This window comes from Methylophilus sp. (genome assembly GCF_052173275.1).
GTDB lineage: Bacteria > Pseudomonadota > Gammaproteobacteria > Burkholderiales > Methylophilaceae > Methylophilus.
This window is the reverse complement of record NZ_JBQMUL010000002.1, coordinates 2,721,921-2,739,421: the sequence shown is the minus strand read 5'-3', so window position 1 is coordinate 2,739,421 and position 17,501 is coordinate 2,721,921. Positions and strand designations below refer to the sequence as shown.

Annotated in this window: 17 protein-coding genes and 1 other RNA gene; 12 read left to right on the top strand and 6 right to left on the bottom strand. The window is 50.9% G+C overall.

The window, feature by feature from the left end; translation table 11 throughout:
• The first annotated feature begins 3 nt into the window (after positions 1–3).
• The 9 genes from ACTS9Y_RS14300 to ACTS9Y_RS14260 all read left to right on the top strand — a co-directional run bounded on the left by ACTS9Y_RS14300 (position 4) and on the right by ACTS9Y_RS14260 (position 7,844).
• Positions 4–591 carry a flavoprotein gene (locus ACTS9Y_RS14300; RefSeq protein ID WP_442586582.1) on the top strand — a complete coding sequence of 196 codons (588 nt, stop codon included), beginning with the start codon at positions 4–6 and terminating at the stop codon, positions 589–591.
• 4 nt (positions 592–595) lie between these two features.
• On the top strand, positions 596–2,038 hold the full coding sequence (locus ACTS9Y_RS14295; RefSeq protein ID WP_442586581.1) for a DUF6513 domain-containing protein: 1,443 nt from the start codon (positions 596–598) through the stop codon (positions 2,036–2,038).
• Between the two features lie 26 nt (positions 2,039–2,064).
• Positions 2,065–2,637, top strand: a complete 573-nt coding sequence (locus ACTS9Y_RS14290; protein WP_442586580.1) for a DUF447 domain-containing protein — start codon at positions 2,065–2,067, stop codon at positions 2,635–2,637.
• Between the two features lie 17 nt (positions 2,638–2,654).
• A complete protein-coding gene (locus tag ACTS9Y_RS14285) occupies positions 2,655–3,353 on the top strand; it encodes a (5-formylfuran-3-yl)methyl phosphate synthase (protein WP_442586579.1) in 699 nt (232 codons plus the stop codon).
• 136 nt (positions 3,354–3,489) lie between these two features.
• Complete coding sequence (locus ACTS9Y_RS14280; protein WP_442586578.1) at positions 3,490–4,590, top strand: OmpA family protein; 1,101 nt, start codon at positions 3,490–3,492, stop codon at positions 4,588–4,590.
• Between the two features lie 103 nt (positions 4,591–4,693).
• Positions 4,694–6,031 carry a TRZ/ATZ family hydrolase gene (locus tag ACTS9Y_RS14275; RefSeq protein ID WP_442586577.1) on the top strand — a complete coding sequence of 446 codons (1,338 nt, stop codon included), beginning with the start codon at positions 4,694–4,696 and terminating at the stop codon, positions 6,029–6,031.
• A 22-nt stretch (positions 6,032–6,053) separates the two neighbouring features.
• Positions 6,054–6,752, top strand: a complete 699-nt coding sequence (gene ubiG / locus ACTS9Y_RS14270) for a bifunctional 2-polyprenyl-6-hydroxyphenol methylase/3-demethylubiquinol 3-O-methyltransferase UbiG (protein WP_442586961.1) — start codon at positions 6,054–6,056, stop codon at positions 6,750–6,752.
• Positions 6,752–7,396 carry an HAD family hydrolase gene (locus ACTS9Y_RS14265; protein ID WP_442586576.1) on the top strand — a complete coding sequence of 215 codons (645 nt, stop codon included), beginning with the start codon at positions 6,752–6,754 and terminating at the stop codon, positions 7,394–7,396. The genes ubiG and ACTS9Y_RS14265 overlap by 1 nt, the downstream gene beginning before the upstream one ends.
• A 253-nt stretch (positions 7,397–7,649) precedes the next feature.
• Complete coding sequence (locus tag ACTS9Y_RS14260; RefSeq protein ID WP_442586575.1) at positions 7,650–7,844, top strand: CsbD family protein; 195 nt, start codon at positions 7,650–7,652, stop codon at positions 7,842–7,844.
• A 200-nt stretch (positions 7,845–8,044) separates the two neighbouring features.
• On the opposite strand, the gene ACTS9Y_RS14255 is transcribed toward ACTS9Y_RS14260, so the two are convergent.
• The 5 genes from ACTS9Y_RS14255 to ffs all read right to left on the bottom strand — a co-directional run bounded on the left by ACTS9Y_RS14255 (position 8,045) and on the right by ffs (position 11,829).
• A complete protein-coding gene (locus tag ACTS9Y_RS14255; RefSeq protein WP_442586574.1) occupies positions 8,045–8,632 on the bottom strand; it encodes a hypothetical protein in 588 nt (195 codons plus the stop codon).
• A gap of 243 nt (positions 8,633–8,875) precedes the next feature.
• Positions 8,876–9,475, bottom strand: coding sequence for a recombination mediator RecR (recR, locus tag ACTS9Y_RS14250; RefSeq protein WP_442586573.1), 600 nt, complete (start codon positions 9,473–9,475; stop codon positions 8,876–8,878).
• A 15-nt stretch (positions 9,476–9,490) separates the two neighbouring features.
• Positions 9,491–9,799, bottom strand: coding sequence for a YbaB/EbfC family nucleoid-associated protein (locus tag ACTS9Y_RS14245; RefSeq protein WP_442586572.1), 309 nt, complete (start codon positions 9,797–9,799; stop codon positions 9,491–9,493).
• Positions 9,800–9,823: 24 nt separating this feature from the next.
• On the bottom strand, positions 9,824–11,599 hold the full coding sequence (gene dnaX, locus ACTS9Y_RS14240; RefSeq protein ID WP_442586571.1) for a DNA polymerase III subunit gamma/tau: 1,776 nt from the start codon (positions 11,597–11,599) through the stop codon (positions 9,824–9,826).
• Positions 11,600–11,732: 133 nt separating this feature from the next.
• Positions 11,733–11,829: signal recognition particle sRNA small type (gene ffs / locus ACTS9Y_RS14235), an RNA gene on the bottom strand.
• 204 nt (positions 11,830–12,033) lie between these two features.
• Here ffs and ACTS9Y_RS14230 point away from each other — a divergent pair.
• The 3 genes from ACTS9Y_RS14230 to ACTS9Y_RS14220 all read left to right on the top strand — a co-directional run bounded on the left by ACTS9Y_RS14230 (position 12,034) and on the right by ACTS9Y_RS14220 (position 15,757).
• Positions 12,034–13,851, top strand: a complete 1,818-nt coding sequence (locus ACTS9Y_RS14230) for a diguanylate cyclase (protein ID WP_442586570.1) — start codon at positions 12,034–12,036, stop codon at positions 13,849–13,851.
• A 124-nt stretch (positions 13,852–13,975) separates the two neighbouring features.
• On the top strand, positions 13,976–15,094 hold the full coding sequence (locus ACTS9Y_RS14225) for an ATP-binding protein (RefSeq protein ID WP_442586569.1): 1,119 nt from the start codon (positions 13,976–13,978) through the stop codon (positions 15,092–15,094).
• 18 nt (positions 15,095–15,112) lie between these two features.
• Positions 15,113–15,757, top strand: a complete 645-nt coding sequence (locus tag ACTS9Y_RS14220; RefSeq protein WP_442586568.1) for a response regulator — start codon at positions 15,113–15,115, stop codon at positions 15,755–15,757.
• A gap of 58 nt (positions 15,758–15,815) precedes the next feature.
• Here the strand turns inward: ACTS9Y_RS14220 and pgi are convergent, their stop codons facing one another.
• A complete protein-coding gene (gene pgi, locus ACTS9Y_RS14215; RefSeq protein ID WP_442586567.1) occupies positions 15,816–17,468 on the bottom strand; it encodes a glucose-6-phosphate isomerase in 1,653 nt (550 codons plus the stop codon).
• Between the last annotated feature and the right edge of the window lie 33 nt (positions 17,469–17,501).

Sequence of the window (17,501 nt, the reverse complement as noted above, 5' to 3'; positions counted from 1 at the left end):
GTGATGCACGCACAGCGATTGGCTTGGGCAATTACCGGTTCCGGCCATTACCTGCGGGAGTCTCTTGATATCCTGCAGACTTTGCAGGATGTGGATATTTACCTGAGTCGCGCCGCCGCCGAGATCATCAAGCAATATGGTTTTCAGGCGCAGTTGGACGCCACTGGCCACAAGGTCTACCAAGACAAAACGGCCAGCAGCATTCCGGTTGAGCGTTTTTACGAAGGCGTGTATCACACGCTGGTGATCTCGCCTGCCACGTCTAATACGATTGCCAAAATGGCTTATGGTTTTTCGGACAGCCTGGTCACCAATTTATTCGCCCAGGCAGGTAAAACACGTGTACATAGCGTGGTATTTGCCTGTGATACCGCCCCGGAACTGGAATCTGAAGCGCCGCGCGATAATGTGGTCAAAGTCTATCCGCGCCAGATCGACCTGGAAAATGTGGCGAAATTGAAGCTATTCGCTGATACTGCTGTGGTGGAGAATATGGCTGATTTGCAATCTACCATCATGCAGCGCCTGGCGACGCATCATGATTTGTATTTGCACACAGGTGTACAGGTCGCTGATTCCCTGACAGACTAGCGCTATGGCAAAACTGCTGTTCCTCACCGGAAAACTGGCAGAACATAGTCTGCATCAAGTGTTGGCGTCTATCCTGGCAGATAGCAAACAATCACCATTTGAATATGAAGTGAAACACATAGGCGTGTCGGTGGCCGCGTTAATGACCCCATCTTTAATTGCGCGCCGTGTGCCTAAAGTCGAGAACATCGACAAAGTGATTTTGCCTGGCTTGTGCCAGGGAGATCTCGAACCGTTAGTGGCGCAATGGGGAGTGCCGGTAGAACGTGGACCTAAAGACTTGAAAGATCTACCTCAATATTTCGGACAAAAAGGCAAGGCGCCAGACCTGACGCGCCATAGCGTGACGATTTTTGCCGAAATTGTGGATGCGCCTGACCTGACTGTAGAGCAGATCGTAGCCAAAGCCGTGCACTTTCAGCAGCAAGGTGCCGATGTCATCGACCTTGGTTGTTTGCCAGGTAAGTCATTTGCGCATATGTCCGCCGCCATCCACGCGCTGAAAGCAGAAGGCTTTCAGGTCAGTGTCGATTCCATGCGTGACGATGACTTGCTGGCCGCAGGTAAAGCCGGGGCTGACTATCTGCTCAGCCTGCATGAGCATAATTTGTGGATAGCTGATGAAGTCGAGTCTATACCTATCCTGATTCCGGCCAAGCCGACCAATGTCGCCAGTCTGACGCGGGCGATTGAGCATTGCCTGCAGCGCGGGCGGCGTTTTATTGCAGACCCTATCCTCGATCCGATTCATTTTGGCCTGACGGACTCTATCGTCCGCTATCATAAATTGCGCAAGCGTTACCCGGATATCGAGATGATGATGGGCGTGGGCAACCTGACAGAATTGACGGATGCTGATACTACCGGCGTCAATGCGCTTTTATTTGGCGTGATCAGTGAGTTAAATATCAATGCCGTGCTGGCGACTTCGGTCAGCCCGCATGCTTCTGAGGCAATTGCAGAAGCAGACATCGCCAGGCGCGTCATGTACCGTGCCAGCCAGGATAAACGCTTGCCGCGTGGCTATTCCAGCGGCTTGCTCGGCCTGCATGACCGCAAGCCATTCCCCTACAGCGCAGAAGAGATCATGGATTGGGCCAGCCAGATCAAAGACCCGAGTTTCAGGATCATGGTCAGTGAGCAGGGCGTACATGTCTATAACAGGGATGGTATCCAGCACGGCACCGACCCTTTTAGCTTTTATGCCGGTTTGAATCTGCAGAATGATGCTTCGCATGCGTTTTATCTGGGCGTTGAACTGGCCCGCGCGCAAATCGCCTGGCAGTTAAAAAAACGCTATGTGCAGGATGAAATGCTGGAGTGGGGCGTGGCATCCATTCAGCAAAACAGGCAAGCCAAGATCGCGCATCGCGAAGCCTCAATTAAAGAGCGTTTGGATAATACACGCGTTGCGCCTGATTCAGGCCAAGCGCCAGACACTGAATAATTCCCCATGATTTTCGAAATGCTTACATGATCTACGAAACAATCGTCACTACCTGTTCTGCCCAGGGTGAGGCGCATATAGCGCCATTCGGTGTGCAATGGTTTGATGGCAAGGTGATGATCTCGCCTTATAAGCCATCAGCCACCTTGCAGAATATTCTTGAAACCGGACATGCCGTGTTAAACCTCACGGATGATGTGCGCGTCTTTGCCGCTGCCATTGCAAAGAAAACACAATTTGCCACCTTGCCTGTTGCAGCTGGCTGTGTGCGCCTGCAAGATTGCCTGACCCATCATGTATTAAAACTCGATCAGGTCGAAGAGGATGAAGTGCGTCCAAGATTATCGATGACAGTGGTCGAAAGTGCCTTGCATGGCCCGTTTATGGGCTTCAATCGCGCGCAAGCGGCGGTGATCGAGCTGGCAGTGTTGGTGAGCCGCCTGCATATGTTGCCGGTCGAAAAAATCACGCAGGAGATGCAATACCTGCAAATTGCCATCGACAAGACCGCCGGGGAGCGTGAGCTGGAAGCCTGGCAGTGGCTGGTCGATTGCGTCAATAACCATCTGGCACGCCAGAGCGGCATGCAGCAGGCTTGAATCATATGCAGGTGTTAGTGAGTGTGAGTTCAGTCGCTGAAGCGCAGATGGCATTGTCAGCCGATGTCCGGTTGATAGACTTGAAAGAAACATCGCATGGTGCGCTGGCCGCTCTAGACCTTGCGCTTTCTGAATCCATCATTAAAGAGGTCAATCTTTACCGCCAGCAACACCCGCAAGCGGGCATTATTGTCAGTGCCACCATAGGTGATGATTGCCCGTCAGCCGAAGTGCTCGCCGGGTTGATTCAATCCAGGATAGAGATAGGTGTGGATGTCATTAAGCTCCCGCAAACCATTTGGGCGGACGCCGCATATGCATCCGTGATTCAAGAGTTCCTTATCCGGCAGATTAAACTGATTGCCGTGCTATCAGCAGATCATTTTTCAGGCAAAGAAACCCTAGGCAAGCACTTGCAGGCGCTGGCAAGTGCCGCTTATTGGGGAGTCATGGTAGACACCATTCAAAAATCCAGGCCTTTAACGGCATTGATTAGCCTGACGTTGCTGGATTTTTTTGTCAGTTCGGCAAAATCACTTGGGCTATATGTAGGCCTGGCAGGCGGTTTAAAGCTGGAACACTTTGATTCTCTGGCCGATTTGTCCCCGGATTATCTGGGTTTCAGAAGCGGTCTATGCCTGAATCAGCGTAGAGAACAGCCGCTGATTAAAGAAAAATTACATCTGGTCATGGCAAAAGTGTCGGAATTTTGTTGAATATTGCCTCAAAGCCAATAAATACTTGATTCGCATGCTGGTGAGGGTTGCGTCAAGGTTGGCCTTTGCGTATAGTTCAACTTGTAAGTCTTTTCAAAGATGTGGCTATTAAAGCCTAATAATAAGGAGTCAATGAATGAAAAAGAATTTTTTAAGCTTGGCAATTGCTTCTGCATTTGTATTAGCGTCGCAAGTTGCGCAAGCTGAAGATATGTACCGTGGCGCTTGGTATGTAGTGCCAGGTGCGACATACATCAACACAGACAATGATCTGGATGCTGACAATGGCCGTGGTGGTTTCTTGTCACTGGGTAAAGAACTGAGCGAGCACTGGGACATCCAGGGTCGTCTGGGCTACACCCGTTCTGATGAAGATACTGGCATTGCTGGTGCAAGTGGTAAATACAAGCAAACAGCTTTGGGCCTGGATGCATTATATGTATTCAGCCGCGAAAAATTCCGTCCATTCCTGTTAGCAGGTCTTGGCGCAGCGCGTAACGATGTAGATTACTCTCTGCCAGGTACTGACTTTGATGGTAAAAAAACATCATGGTTAGCTAACGTTGGTTTGGGTGCACAATACTTGTTTAACGACAAATTCGGTATTCAGGCTGATGTACGTCATCAGTGGAGCCGTGCGAAATTCAGCGCAAATGGCGCTTTGAATGGTTCTGATTCAGGCACTATCGGCAACACACTGGTAAACCTGGGCGGTATCTTCCGTTTCGGCGCACCAGCACCAGTAGTTGAAGAGCCAACACCAGCGCCAGCACCGGCACCAGTAGCGGCTGCTGAGCCAGCACCAGCGCCGGTAGCACCAGCACCAGCACCTACCTGCAAACCGCAAAACGAAGTGGTTACTGTCAGTGCTGAAAAACTGTTTGGCTTTGATAAAGCTAACCTGCGTGAAGAAGGCCGTAAAGTTCTGGAAGAAACCGCAGCTAAAATCAAGGCTAACCCAGAAATCACTGCTGTGATCGTAACTGGTCACACTGACCGTATCGGTACAGATGCTTACAACCAGAAGTTGTCTGAGCGTCGTGCTAAACAAGTATCTGATTACCTGATCGCTCAAGGTATTGATGGCGGTATCATCACTTCCGAAGGTAAAGGTAAATCTGAGCCAGTTGTACAGTGCGAAGGTAAAAAAGTATCCAAGAAACTGATCTCTTGCCTGCAACCTAACCGTCGCGTTGAGATTCGTGCTGAAGGTACCAAGCAACTTGGTTGCCAGTAATTAGCACTTAGTCTTACTAAAAAGCCACGCAATTGCGTGGCTTTTTTTACGTCTGTGGTTAGCAGCGAGTACAGCAGCTACTTGCCTCGGTTATAATTCAAACATGAGTGACTCTCAATTTATTATCAAGCCACGCTGGGTAATCCCCATGGATGGCAAACAAGCCACTCTCGAACAGCATGCCGTATTGGTGGATGCCGGCAAAATACTAGCGATCGCTCCTAAAAACGAGATACCGGAATGGGCTAGCGATTGGCCTGTGGTGGATTGCTCCCGTCATGCATTACTGCCAGGATTGGTCAATTTGCATGCACACAGCAGCATGAATCTGCTGAGAGGTTATGCGGATGATCTTGCACTAATGCCCTGGCTCAATGAGCATATCTGGCCTGCAGAGCGGCAATGGGTATCAAAATCTTTCGTGCATGATGGCAGTTTGCTGGCATGTGCCGAGATGTTGAGTGGTGGCATCACTACTTTTAACGACATGTATTTCTTTCCCCAGGCGACGATTGAAGCGGTCAAGCGCTGTGGCATGCGCGCACATATCGGCCTGGTGATCATGGAATTCCCCACCAATTATGCCACCACTGCCAACGAATATATCCGCCTGGGTACTGAAGTGAGAGATCAGTTTAAATCTGATACTGACATCAGTTTTTCTTTTGCGCCGCATGCGCCTTACACCGTCAGCAATGCGACCTTTGAGCAAATCAGTACGCTGGCAGAGCAGTTGAATCTGGGTATTCATACCCATTTGCATGAAACACGTGCCGAGATCCAGCAGAGTATTGAGCAATTTGGTGTCAGACCCTTAGATAGATTACTGGCACTTGGCATACTTGGCCCAAGTACCGTCTGTGCGCACGGTGTGCACCTGGAACAAAATGAGCTGGAGATACTTGCCACGCAAGGCGTGCATATCGCCCATTGTCCATGCTCTAATTTAAAACTATCCAGCGGCATTGCCCCGGCTGCTGCCGCTTTACGCGCAGGATTGAATGTAGGCTTAGGTACGGATGGGGCGGCGAGTAATAACCGGCTGGATCTGTGGCAGGAAATGCGCACGGCTGCCTTGCTGGCAAAAGTGGCAGACGATAATGCAGAATCAATCCCCGCCTACGCGGCACTGCAAATGGCCACCATCAACGGTGCACGTGCATTGGGGCTGCAAGACCAGATAGGTAGTATTGAAGTGGGCAAACAGGCGGACCTGATTGCGGTCAGGCTGGATGATCTCAATAGTTTGCCTGCTTATGACCCGATTTCACACCTGGTGTATGTGGCCGGGCGTGAGCAGGTCACGCATACCTGGGTTGAAGGCCATCTGCGCTATCAGCGCACTGAGGAAGGTCAGGCCGTTTTTGCAGGCGTTGAGGCAGAAGAATTAAGGTCAATTGCATTGCAATGGCAACTGAAAATACAGTCAGCGCAATCTTGAAGAAAGTAAAAAAGGAGTCATGATGGCAAATGTAGAAGCCGCTGAAGTGAATAAATTTGCTGAGCTGGCGCACCAGTGGTGGGATCCGCAAGGCGTATTCAAGCCCTTGCATCAGCTTAACCCCTTGCGCCTGAATTATATTGATGACCGCGCCAGCCTCAATGGCAAGCAAGTGCTGGATGTAGGCTGCGGCGGCGGTATTCTGAGTGAGTCCATGGCACAGCGTGGCGCGCAGGTGACAGGCATAGACCTAGCGGATAAGTCGTTGCAAGTAGCGCAGCTGCATGCACTGGAAGCCAATGTGTCTATCGAATATCGCTGCGTGGCGGTGGAAACGTTGGCCACAGAAAAACCGCAATCGTTTGACGTAGTGACCTGCATGGAAATGCTGGAACACGTGCCAGACCCTGCCAGCGTAGTCCGCGCCTGCGCTGCCCTGGTCAAACCGGGCGGCCAGCTGTTTTTTTCTACACTCAACCGCAATGCAAAAGCCTATTTAATGGCGGTTGTTGGCGCCGAATATATATTGAACCTGCTGCCTAAGGGCACGCATGATTACAGCAAGTTTATCAAACCCTCAGAGCTGGCAGCCTGGTTACGCCAGTCCGGCCTGGAACTGCAACACCAAACCGGCGTCACATATAACCCGCTCAACAAGCACTACAGCCTGACGCTGGATACCAGCGTCAATTACATGCTGCATGCCATCAAGGATCATTAATGCAGGCCGTATTATTTGATCTCGATGGCACACTGGTTGATACCGCAGCCGATCTGGGTTACGCGCTCAATCTTCAGCGGCAACGCCATGGCCTGTCATTTCTGCCAGATGCAGCCATGCGGCCTTACGCCTCACATGGCTCAAAAGGCTTGCTGGAGATCGGTTTTGGATTAAGCCCTGAGGATGCAAGTTTTACCGAGATGCGCACAGAGTATCTGGACTTATATACCGAAGTTCTGACGCGACAACCGATATTATTCCCAGGCATGGCTGAAACCCTGGCTGCGATAGAACAACAAGGCTTACAGTGGGGCATAGTCACAAACAAACCGCGCCGCTTTACCACCCCGATTGTGGAAGCATTAGGCCTGGCAACCCGCGCCGGTGCTGTGATCAGCGGCGATGATGCCCCGGAACCCAAGCCCTCACCGCAAACATTATTACTCGCCTGCGAACGCATGCAGTTAAACCCGGCCAATACCCTCTACTTGGGAGATGCAGAGCGCGATGTACAGGCGGGCAATGCTGCAGGCATGACCACACTGGTTGCCTTGTTTGGCTATTTGTCTGAATCTGATAGACCAGAGCAGTGGGGCGCACACGCCTCTATCTCGCAACCGCAGGAACTGTTGCAGTTCCTTTAAGAACACGTTGATGTCTGCCTGGTTAACCACCAGGCAGCGCTTTTTTAAAGCCTGGCTTAAACCTTAGTCAATGTCTTTCAGCGCTATTTCTTTTTTACACGCCTGTTTTAAACTGCACGTTCTATGTTTCCTTATAAAGTAATTCTTACAAGGGAATCAGGGGATACCTATAAGAAAATGCTGAATACCTAGTGACAATCAAATCACTCTTCTGATGGCTGGAAGTAAAGTTGCTTGAGTGAAGGAGTACGTGATGAATGAAGATACTGTGAAAGGCGAGTGGAAACAATTGGCTGGCAGGATCAAGGCCAAGTGGAGCAGACTCACGGATGACGAAATTCAGGAGGCTGAAGGCAATAATGAGTATCTGGTGGGCAAGCTACAGGAAAGATATGGCCTGGCAAGAGAGCAGGTCGAAGAGAATTTACGTGATATAGGCTACCCGTGACCAGTATGAGTCGCTTGAGAAGGTCATTGTGGTCAACACATTGTTTTGAAAGAGAATAATGTCTTTTTAAACAACCCGGAATGTTGATTTCTCACAGAATGACTTTCTTTGAGTCTTCTAGAAAACACTTTTCAACACACATAAAAATACCGCGAGAGAAATGATTTTCTGGCGGTATTTTGTTTCAAATGCTTGCCATGCTAGCGTGCATTAGGTGTCGCTGATGACGCGCATTGATTGGCGGATGCCACTTGCCCATCAACAGTGTAACAGGTGTTATTGGAGGCCGGCGGTACTGTGGTGGTATTGCTTCTCGCCCTGGTGTCCCTGTTCGCCGGATCGACTTTGTTGATGTCTTTGCGTAGTGGCGCAGGTCTGTTCTGATCCTGGCCGGCAGGCGCAGCTGGTTGATTAGGGTCTACCGTTGGTCTGTTCGCCGGGGCAGCAGAGCCGCCAGTTGCGCCGTTAGGCACGACAGCGCCATTCGCTCCAGCATTTCCATTAACGCCTGCATTACCGTTTACACCCGCGCCTACACCTGCGGCGCCAGCATTGCCACCAGCACCCGTGCCCACACCAGCAGCGCCAGCGTTTCCAGCAGCTCCGGCACCTACACCTGCAGCGCCTGAGTTACCGCCAGCACCTGCACCCACGCCGGCTGCTCCTGAGTTACCACCAGCACCGGCAGCGCCAGCACCCGCAGCACCGCCTGCCCAGGCAGTGCTAAGTTGCAACGAGCCCAGTAATAATACGCTCACGAATGGTAAAGATAGTTTTGTTAGTTTCATCACCGCTCCTTATTGATATGATTGATCTTTACTGATGATCCAACTGCTTTTTGCATGGGGTGAACCTTGGAAAAGTGTCCCTGGACATGTCAGTCAAGATGATGATGTTCAATATAAGGAGTTAGCGGTGTAGGGGTTATCGGTTGTTGCTTAAAACTGTGTAGGAATCGGTTGACCATAGCATTGATGCGTAGACATTGTTAATCAAACGCGACTGCTAGTAAAGCCACAGGTGGAGGAATGTTAAGTGACGATTTTTCGCTCTAGCAGTGCGGTTGAAAGTGTGCCGCTATCCACATACTCGATTTCGCCACCCATAGGCAGGCCACGTGCAATGCGGCTCACTTTGATGCCCCTGGATTTAAGCATTTGCCCGATGTAATGGGCGGTGGCCTCACCTTCAGAAGTGAAGTTGGTTGCAATAATGACTTCTTCTACCAGTTTGTCCTGCGCGCGTTTGAGCAGTTTATCCAGATGGATATCCTTAGGGCCTATGCCATCCATGGGCGAGAGTTTGCCCATCAATACAAAATACTGGCCCTGGTAGCTGCGTGTGTTTTCCAGCATCATCAGGTCGGTTGGCATTTCAATCACGCACAGTGAAGATTTGTCTCTGTGGGTGTCCTGACACAAGCTACAGACCGCATGTTCACTGAAGTTGTTGCAGTAGTCGCAATGGGCAAGCTTATCCAGTGCCTGCTGTAAGCTGGCGGCCAGGCGCTGCGCACCTTCGCGGTCGCGCTGCAATAGGTGGTAAGCCATGCGGGTGGAAGATTTAGGCCCTACGCCAGGCAGGCAGCGCAGGGCGTTGATCAGTTGTTCGAGGACTGCTGGTGAGTTCAAGCGATTATTTTCCGCTTAGAACGGTAATTTAAAACCGGCAGGCATCATGCCACTCATTTTGGCAGACGATGTGGCTTCGGCTTTTGCCTTGCCATCTTTCAGCGCAATCAGGATCAGGTCTTCCAATGTTTCCTTGTCATCCATGACTGAGTCGTCAATCTGGATGCGTTTGACATCGTTGCTACAGGTCATGGTTACTTTGACCAGGCCATTGCTGGCTATGCCTTCGACTTCGGTTGTCGCCAGTTCGGCTTGCGCCTTTTGCATATTGGCTTGCATCATTTGGGCCTGTTTCATCATATTGCCCATGCCACCTTTCATCATCGTATGCTCCTAAGTTTGATGTGGTTAATGTAGAGGTTTGATCGAGTTAGGCACGATGGTCGCACCCATTTCCTGCATCAGGCCTTGCACAAAGTGGTCGCTCAGTATGGCATCTTTGGCTTGATCCTGTAATTCTGCTCTTTCGACTGCCATTTGTCTGGCAGGCGTATTGGCTTCCTGCCCGACCTGGATCTGCAGTTTAATGCGGCGGCCAAAATGGCTATTCAGGGCGCTGTTCAATTTATCCAGATAATTGGTGCTGGCCAGGTGTTTGTGCGCATCACCGATACGCAGCACCATATTGTCTGCATCATAAGAGACCAGTTCACAGTTTTGCGCCAGTGCCCGTACCAGCCCCAGTTTGCTTAAATGATTTTCGACCAGGGTGCGCCAGTTGCCATCCCATTGAAACGTTGCAGCTACAGACGGCGTTTCATTCGGCTCGGCAGGTTGTGCAAAGACTGGTTCGGAAATCTCTGGCGTGGCTGTGACAGGCGGCTCAATCACGACTGTTTGCGTGACTGAGGCCGTGGTTTCAACCGCAATGGCAGTGGCCGCAAGTGTGGGGGCTTCTGCCACAGGCACGGCATTTGCAGGCAGTGTCTGATGGCTTTGCGCCAATGCTGCACGTGCGCCCCCGCTGGCAGCGCCGCTGCGGGAATTACTTTCATTAGAGCCGGCATTTCCAGCAGGTGCTGCTGAAGCAGGCGCCATCGCATCCGTTTTAAACGCCAGCATGCGCAGCAATGTCATGGTGAAACCGGCGTAGGCATCAGGTGCCAGCCCGATATCGCGGTGACCCAGGATAGCAATCTGGTAATACAGTTGCAGCATCTCGGCAGTTAGTTGCGCTGACAGGTCCAGCAGGGTTTGTCGTTCCGGGTGGTCATCTGCAACCGCCTGCGGACTGTGCTGGGCAATTGCCAGCAGGTGCAGCAAGGCAGCCAGGTCTTTGAGCGCACTTTCAAAACCAATGCTGCGCGAATCCATTTGTTGCGCAATATTGAGTAAGGCCGGGGCATCATTGTTGATCAGGGCGCGTAATAATTCATACAGGTAGCTTTGATCAATGGCGCCCAGCATGCTGCGTACATCTGTTTCACGCACGGACTGGTTGCCATAGGCGATTGCCTGGTCGGTCAGCGATAGGGCGTCTCGCATGCTGCCATTGGCGGCGCGTGCGATCAATTGCAGGGCAGGTGCTTCAAAAGATATTTCTTCCTTGCCCAGGATATCCTGTAAATGCGCGGTAATGGTACTGCTCGCCATCTGGCGCAGATTAAACTGCAGGCAGCGTGACAGTATGGTCACCGGTACTTTTTGCGGGTCAGTGGTCGCCAGGATGAATTTGACGTGCGCTGGCGGTTCTTCCAGCGTTTTCAGCATGGCATTGAAGGCTTCTTTGGTCAGCATATGTACTTCATCGATCATATAGACCTTGAAGCGGCCGGAAGAGGGCGCGTAAATGGCCTGCTCCAGCAAACTGACCATATCGGCGATGCCGCGGTTAGAAGCGGCATCCATTTCCACATAATCCACATAGCGGCCGATATCAATCGCGCGACAGGCGTCACACTCACCACAAGGGGTGGCGGTGATGCCGGTGGCACAGTTGAGTGACTTGGCCAGAATGCGCGACAGCGTGGTTTTACCGACGCCACGCGTGCCGGTGAACAGATAAGCATGGTGTAACCGTTGCTGGCTCAGCGCATTGCTTAACGCTTGCACCACATGGTCTTGTCCGACCAGATTACTAAAGGATTTTGGACGCCATTTGCGCGCCAGCACTTGGTAAGACATTGCGGTCTCTATTGATTAAATATCGTGAAGCCAAACCAGTACTTTAGCCTAAATTGCCCGATTATGCGCACATCCGGACAACTAAATGATGCCGGGAAAGGCACGAGGGATTTGGCAGGCTGGCAATACAGAAAGGGGCGAGCCCAACCCCCGGCACTTGCTTGACAGTTGTGGCTGCTTGCTTCCGCATCTGACCAGGTTGGCTATCTTACAATGCGGGGAGGCCCGCCGGCGCTATTGTAACGCAAAACCGCGTGCGCATGATTTTGTTTTTGAAAAACAGGTGTTGAAAAGCGCTGGCCGCACAATTCAAAAATGACACGCAATCTGCCTTCTTATGACCACATTAAATCGCGCATATGCACGGCACAATACGCTTTAATTTTTCAGTAAATGTGTGCGGTAAAAATACTATGGCAACCCACGGAACATCGATGACTGCATCGGAAATTGCACGCGAAACCATCAAACAGATGGCGGTACGCCGTGTGGAACCTACGCCGGACAATTACACACAGATTTACCTGGAAGTCTCCGGCAAGCCAGCCAAAGAGGATGCTACCTCTGCCTTGCGCAAAGCACTCAAGCAATTGCCACATGATTCCATGGAACAAACCAACTGGGTCAACCGTTGGGAAAAAGTCCTCAAACAGGATAACTGGCAAGGCCTGGGTGATCTGCTGAAAGAAGCCATGCAGCAGCAACTCAGTCATTCTACCAAATGGCCTAAAGCGATACGCACGCTGATGCAGGGCTGGGATGATAAACGCACCGGCATGGACCTCGCCAGGAAGCGCGAGATGCTGGAGCGGGTGCTGATAAATTTTGGTAATGACGATACGTTGTCTGACAAGTTAATCGGCATGGCAAATAACTGGTTGCCGGCGGATGCCAGGGTTGAAGGGATTGCTGTCCCGGATTTAAAAGAGACGACCAGTGCGGTTACTGTGCCTGTAGCGATAGAGCCATTGACCAAAGAAGAATTACCCAGCGAAGTGCAGCAATTTCATGGTGCATTCACTATTTTGCAAACCCTGCTCAAGCAGACCTTGCAATTGGGGCTGATTCCGCGCCTCGAAGGCTATCCGGATTTACAGGTAGAAGCCATCGCTGTGCAGGAAAGCACCGAGCGCGCAAAAAAAGTCAAAGAGTGGGAAGCGCTGGCCAAATCACTGAAAGCCTTATTGATGCGCGTAGAAGTGATAGGCGCGAAAGAGGATGATGTACGTGGCGACATTATTGATTTGCTGCATTTGCTGCTGTCTAATATCGGCGAGCTGGTGGCTGAAGATAGCTGGTTAAGTGGCCAGGTCTATGCCGTGCAATCAATCATCAGTGGCCCGCTTGACCGTGCCAAACTCAAGCAGGCAGAAAAAAGCCTGAAAGAAGTGGTGTATAAACAAGGCTTGTTGAAACATAGCCTGATCGAAGCGAGAAACTCTTTTAAAACGCTGATCAGTTCATTTATTGATAAGCTGAAATATATGGGCGAAGCCAGCGAGTTGTATAGTGGCAAGATTGAGACCTATGCCCAGGAACTCTCGCAAACCGATGACCTCATCAAAATCAATGAACTGGTCACGCACCTGATGCGTGATACCTCGGTGATGCAAACCGATATCCTGCGATCACGCGACGATTTGCTTAATCAGCAGCAGGTTGCCAGTGATACACAGGTGCGGATCTTGAAGTTGCAGGAAGAGCTCAGTCAGCTCAGTGAAGTGGTGCGTATCGATCAGCTGACAGGCGTGCTGAACCGGCGTGGAATGGACGATGCATTCAGTACTGAAATCGCCCGTTATCGCCGTAGCGGTGAAATGCTGAGCGTGGCGCTACTGGATATTGATAATTTCAAATCACTCAATGATCAGCACGGGCACGCGGCCGGCGATTCTGCCTTGAAACATCTGGCGGGCGTGGTTAAGCGCACTGTGCGCCCGACCGATATCGTGACACGCATGGGCGGCGAAGAGTTTGTCGTCATTCTGCCTAATACCAGCCTCAATGAAGCGGTCACCACCATGAGCCGTTTGCAGCGCGCACTGACTAAAGAGTATTTTCTCGGCAATAACCAGAAACTACTCATCACCTTCAGTGCTGGTGTGGCGTTGTTTCAAACTGAAGATGATGTCAGCTCTATTCTGCTACGCGCAGACCAGGCCATGTACCTGGCCAAGAAGAGTGGCAAAAACCGCGTGATGACTGAGATGGATTTACTGCAAAGCCCATCCTCACTCAATTCTTTTAAGTAGTTCCGGTTTCATTATTTCCCGATCCAGCCCATCAGGCATGATGGGCTGCTGGCATTTCCCATAAAGCATACCCAAGCCACAGGGTGTCATGGTATGCTAATTGGCATCAAACCTGAGGTGCCCTGTGACCAGCCCTGCAACTGACTCTCCTGTCGATAGCGTCAAAGATGCCTTGCATGAAAGCGAGCGCAGATTTTCAGCCATTGTTTCCAGCATTCCTGGCCTGGTATTTCAAATACATATGACTGCCGATGCGCAAGTCGTATTCACTTACCTGAGCGAAGGCTGTGAAGCGTTGCTGGGCATTCCCCCTGCGGCATTGCTGAAAGATGCGCAGACTTTATTCAATGCCATGGAAGAAAAGTCCGCCACCCAGTTCAAGCATAAATTGCAGCAGTCTGCCCGGCAACATAAACGGCTGGATTGGGAAGGCAAGATATGGATTGCCGACTGGCAGGACATGAAGTGGGTGAACATCCGCGCCACCATACAGGCGCTGGGGCAGGGCGCAGTGCAATGGGATGGCATCATGCTCAATATCAGCCAGAGCAAGCAGGAAAAGCAGGAGATCGAACAGGCAAAGCAGGATCTGCAGGCACTGACTGCTCACCTGAACCAGGTCAAAGAGCAGGAGCGCGTCAGCATTGCGCGCGAGATCCATGATGATCTCGGCGGCAATATGACAGCGATGAAACTGGGTCTTTCCACTATTATCCAGAAAATTCAGCAAGGCGCGCCGGTCGATATTGAACAGGCGACCATGCTGCAATCGATTGTGAACCAGACGTTTGACTCCGTGCATCGTATTTCCGGTAACTTGCGGCCCAATATCCTGGATTTAGGCCTGGTGGATGCGTTGGAGTGGCAGGTCAATCAATTCAAGAAACAATTGGGGTTGAAAGCCAGGTTTGTCACCAATTGTGATGAACTGGACTGTGACCATGACAAATCCATGGCCTTGTTCCGCATTTGCCAGGAGGCCTTGTCCAATATCGCCAAATACGCACAGGCAGATGAGGTGAGGGTAGAGCTGAATAAGGTAGAAGAAGAACTATGTATGACCATCGCCGATAATGGCATCGGTATCGCGCCTGCTGATAAAATAAAACCTAATTCTTTTGGCTTGCGTGGCATGCAGGAACGCGCAGCCGCTTTTGGCGGCGAATGCTATATTGAGTCGCCTGCGCAAGGGTCAGGCACGCTGATCCGCGTGCAGGCCCCTGTGCGGGCAGCAGCAACATGACAAATGTGAGGCAACAGCTTGGATACTAAAAAAATCAGAGTCATCATCGTTGATGACCACGCCATTCTTCGCTCTGGCATTAAGCAGATACTCATCGCCAGTGGCGATATCGATGTGGTTGGCGAAGCGGAAAATGTTGCGCAGGCGCTGAAGTGTGTGCGGGAGATCCAGGCGGACGTGATGTTGCTGGATATTTCGCTGCCGGATAAAACAGGTATTGAAGCGCTCAAGTTGATCAAGCGCGAAAACGCGGCGCTGAATGTGCTGATGTTGTCCATGTATATGGAAGACCAGTACGCCGTGCGCTCCATACGCTCGGGCGCCTCCGGTTATTTATGCAAGCATACGGCGTCTGAGGAGCTGCTGACCGCTATCCATACCCTGGCAAAAGGCCGCAAATATATCACCGCCAATGTGGCTGAAATCCTGGCTGAGCAGGTCGGTAATGAACATGCGGCTGCGCTACACGAATCTTTGTCGGATCGCGAGTTCCAGGTCATGCGTATGATTGCTTCGGGCTTGTCGGTGAGTGAGATCGCTGACAAACTGGCCTTGTCGGTGAAGACGGTGAGTATGTACCGGACGCGCTTGCTTGAGAAAATGAATTTAAAGCACAATGCAGATATTACGCATTATGCGATCAAGAATCAGTTGGTTGAATAAGATTTTCAGCAATAAAAAAGGCCTTTTAAAAGGCCTTTTTTATTTTTAAATCAGACTATTACGAATTTTTCTTCGAGTAGTTGATTAAACCATTGGTTGAGCTATCAAAGCTGGTCACGGCATCGTTATTGGTCAAGAGTGGCAGAATCTGGCTGGCGATTTGTTTGCCGTATTCCACGCCCCATTGGTCATAGCTGTTGATGTCCCAGATAATGCCTTGCACAAAAATCTTGTGTTCATACAAGGCAATCAGCTTACCCAGTGTGAAGGGCGTCAACTGCTCAAACATGATGGAAGTGGTCGGGCGGTTACCTTCAAATACTTTGTGCGGTAACAGGTCTTCCAGCGCTTTACCGCTGATGTTCTGTTGCGCCAGCTCAGCACGTGCTTCTTCACGGGTCTTGCCCAGCATCAATGCCTGGGTTTGCGCCAGGAAGTTGGCCAGCAAGATTTTGTGGTGCTGGTCATCCGGGCTGCCGACTTTGTAATGGCTTTTCACTGGCATCAGGAAGTCAGCCGGTACCATTTGCGTGCCCTGGTGGATCAACTGGTAAAACGCATGCTGGCCATTGGTGCCAGCTTCGCCCCAGATGACCGGGCCGGTTTTATAGCTGACACGGCTGCCATCACGGCAGATAAATTTACCGTTGCTTTCCATATCTGCCTGTTGCAGGTAAGCCGCAAAACGTGACATGCCCTGGTCGTAAGGCAGAATCGCATGCGTATCAACATGGAAGAAGTTGTTATACCAGATACCCAGCAATGCCATGATCACCGGCATGTTTTGCTCAAGAGGCGCATCCTTGAAGTGCTGATCCATGGCGTGACCACCGGCCAGCAACTGTTCAAAGTTGTCCATGCCTACATACAATGCAATCGATAAGCCAATGGCAGACCACAGGGAGTAGCGTCCGCCTACCCAGTCCCAGAAAGCAAACATGTTGTCAGTGTTAATACCGAAGGCTTCCACGGCTTTAGCATTGGTCGATAAAGCGACGAAATGTTTGGCAACGTGGTGTTCATCTTTAGCCGTATCCAGGAACCAGCGGCGGGCAGAAAGCGCATTGGTCATGGTTTCCTGCGTGGTGAAGGTTTTGGAAGCGACGATGAACAGCGTGGTTTCAGGATTGCATTGTTCCAGCGCGCGCACCAGGTGTGCGCCATCAATGTTGGAGACAAAATGTGCTTTTAAATCGGGGCTGGCATAAGGTTTGAGTGCATCGCAAGCCATGACCGGACCAAGGTCGGAACCGCCAATACCGATATTCACGATATCGGTAATGCGTTTGCCGGTGTAGCCGGTCCATTCGCCATTGCGTACCTGTTCAGTGAATGTACGCATATGTGCCAGCACGGCATTCACCTCTGGCATCACATTCTTGCCATCGACTTCTACCGGCGTGTTGCTGCGATTGCGCAGGGCGGTATGCAGGACGGCACGGTTTTCGGTGATATTGATTTTTTCCCCGGAAAACATGCGGTCACGCCACGTCTCTATTTTAGAGTCACGTGCCAGCTGGAAAAGCAGGGATAAGGTTTCTTTGGTGATACGGTGCTTGGAATAGTCCAGCAGAATGTCATCTACATTTAAACTGAATTCTTCAAATCGTTTTGCGTCTTGTTTAAACAAATCACGCATTTGAACATTGCGGATATCACTTTGATGCTGGTTCAGCGCGTGCCAGCTGGGGTGCGTCGTTAATTTAGCCATGTTATGTTGTTGCTTTAGTTTTCAAGTCAATAA

Coding starts and splice junctions, on each gene's coding strand:
- ACTS9Y_RS14300 (WP_442586582.1), top strand. CDS start 4: ATGCACGCACAGCGATTGGCTTGGGCAATTACCGGTTCCGGCCATTAC.
- ACTS9Y_RS14295 (WP_442586581.1), top strand. CDS start 596: ATGGCAAAACTGCTGTTCCTCACCGGAAAACTGGCAGAACATAGTCTG.
- ACTS9Y_RS14290 (WP_442586580.1), top strand. CDS start 2,065: ATGATCTACGAAACAATCGTCACTACCTGTTCTGCCCAGGGTGAGGCG.
- ACTS9Y_RS14280 (WP_442586578.1), top strand. CDS start 3,490: ATGAAAAAGAATTTTTTAAGCTTGGCAATTGCTTCTGCATTTGTATTA.
- ACTS9Y_RS14275 (WP_442586577.1), top strand. CDS start 4,694: ATGAGTGACTCTCAATTTATTATCAAGCCACGCTGGGTAATCCCCATG.
- ubiG (WP_442586961.1), top strand. CDS start 6,054: ATGGCAAATGTAGAAGCCGCTGAAGTGAATAAATTTGCTGAGCTGGCG.
- ACTS9Y_RS14265 (WP_442586576.1), top strand. CDS start 6,752: ATGCAGGCCGTATTATTTGATCTCGATGGCACACTGGTTGATACCGCA.
- ACTS9Y_RS14260 (WP_442586575.1), top strand. CDS start 7,650: ATGAATGAAGATACTGTGAAAGGCGAGTGGAAACAATTGGCTGGCAGG.
- ACTS9Y_RS14255 (WP_442586574.1), bottom strand. CDS start 8,632: ATGAAACTAACAAAACTATCTTTACCATTCGTGAGCGTATTATTACTG.
- ACTS9Y_RS14245 (WP_442586572.1), bottom strand. CDS start 9,799: ATGATGAAAGGTGGCATGGGCAATATGATGAAACAGGCCCAAATGATG.
- dnaX (WP_442586571.1), bottom strand. CDS start 11,599: ATGTCTTACCAAGTGCTGGCGCGCAAATGGCGTCCAAAATCCTTTAGT.
- ACTS9Y_RS14230 (WP_442586570.1), top strand. CDS start 12,034: ATGACTGCATCGGAAATTGCACGCGAAACCATCAAACAGATGGCGGTA.
- pgi (WP_442586567.1), bottom strand. CDS start 17,468: ATGGCTAAATTAACGACGCACCCCAGCTGGCACGCGCTGAACCAGCAT.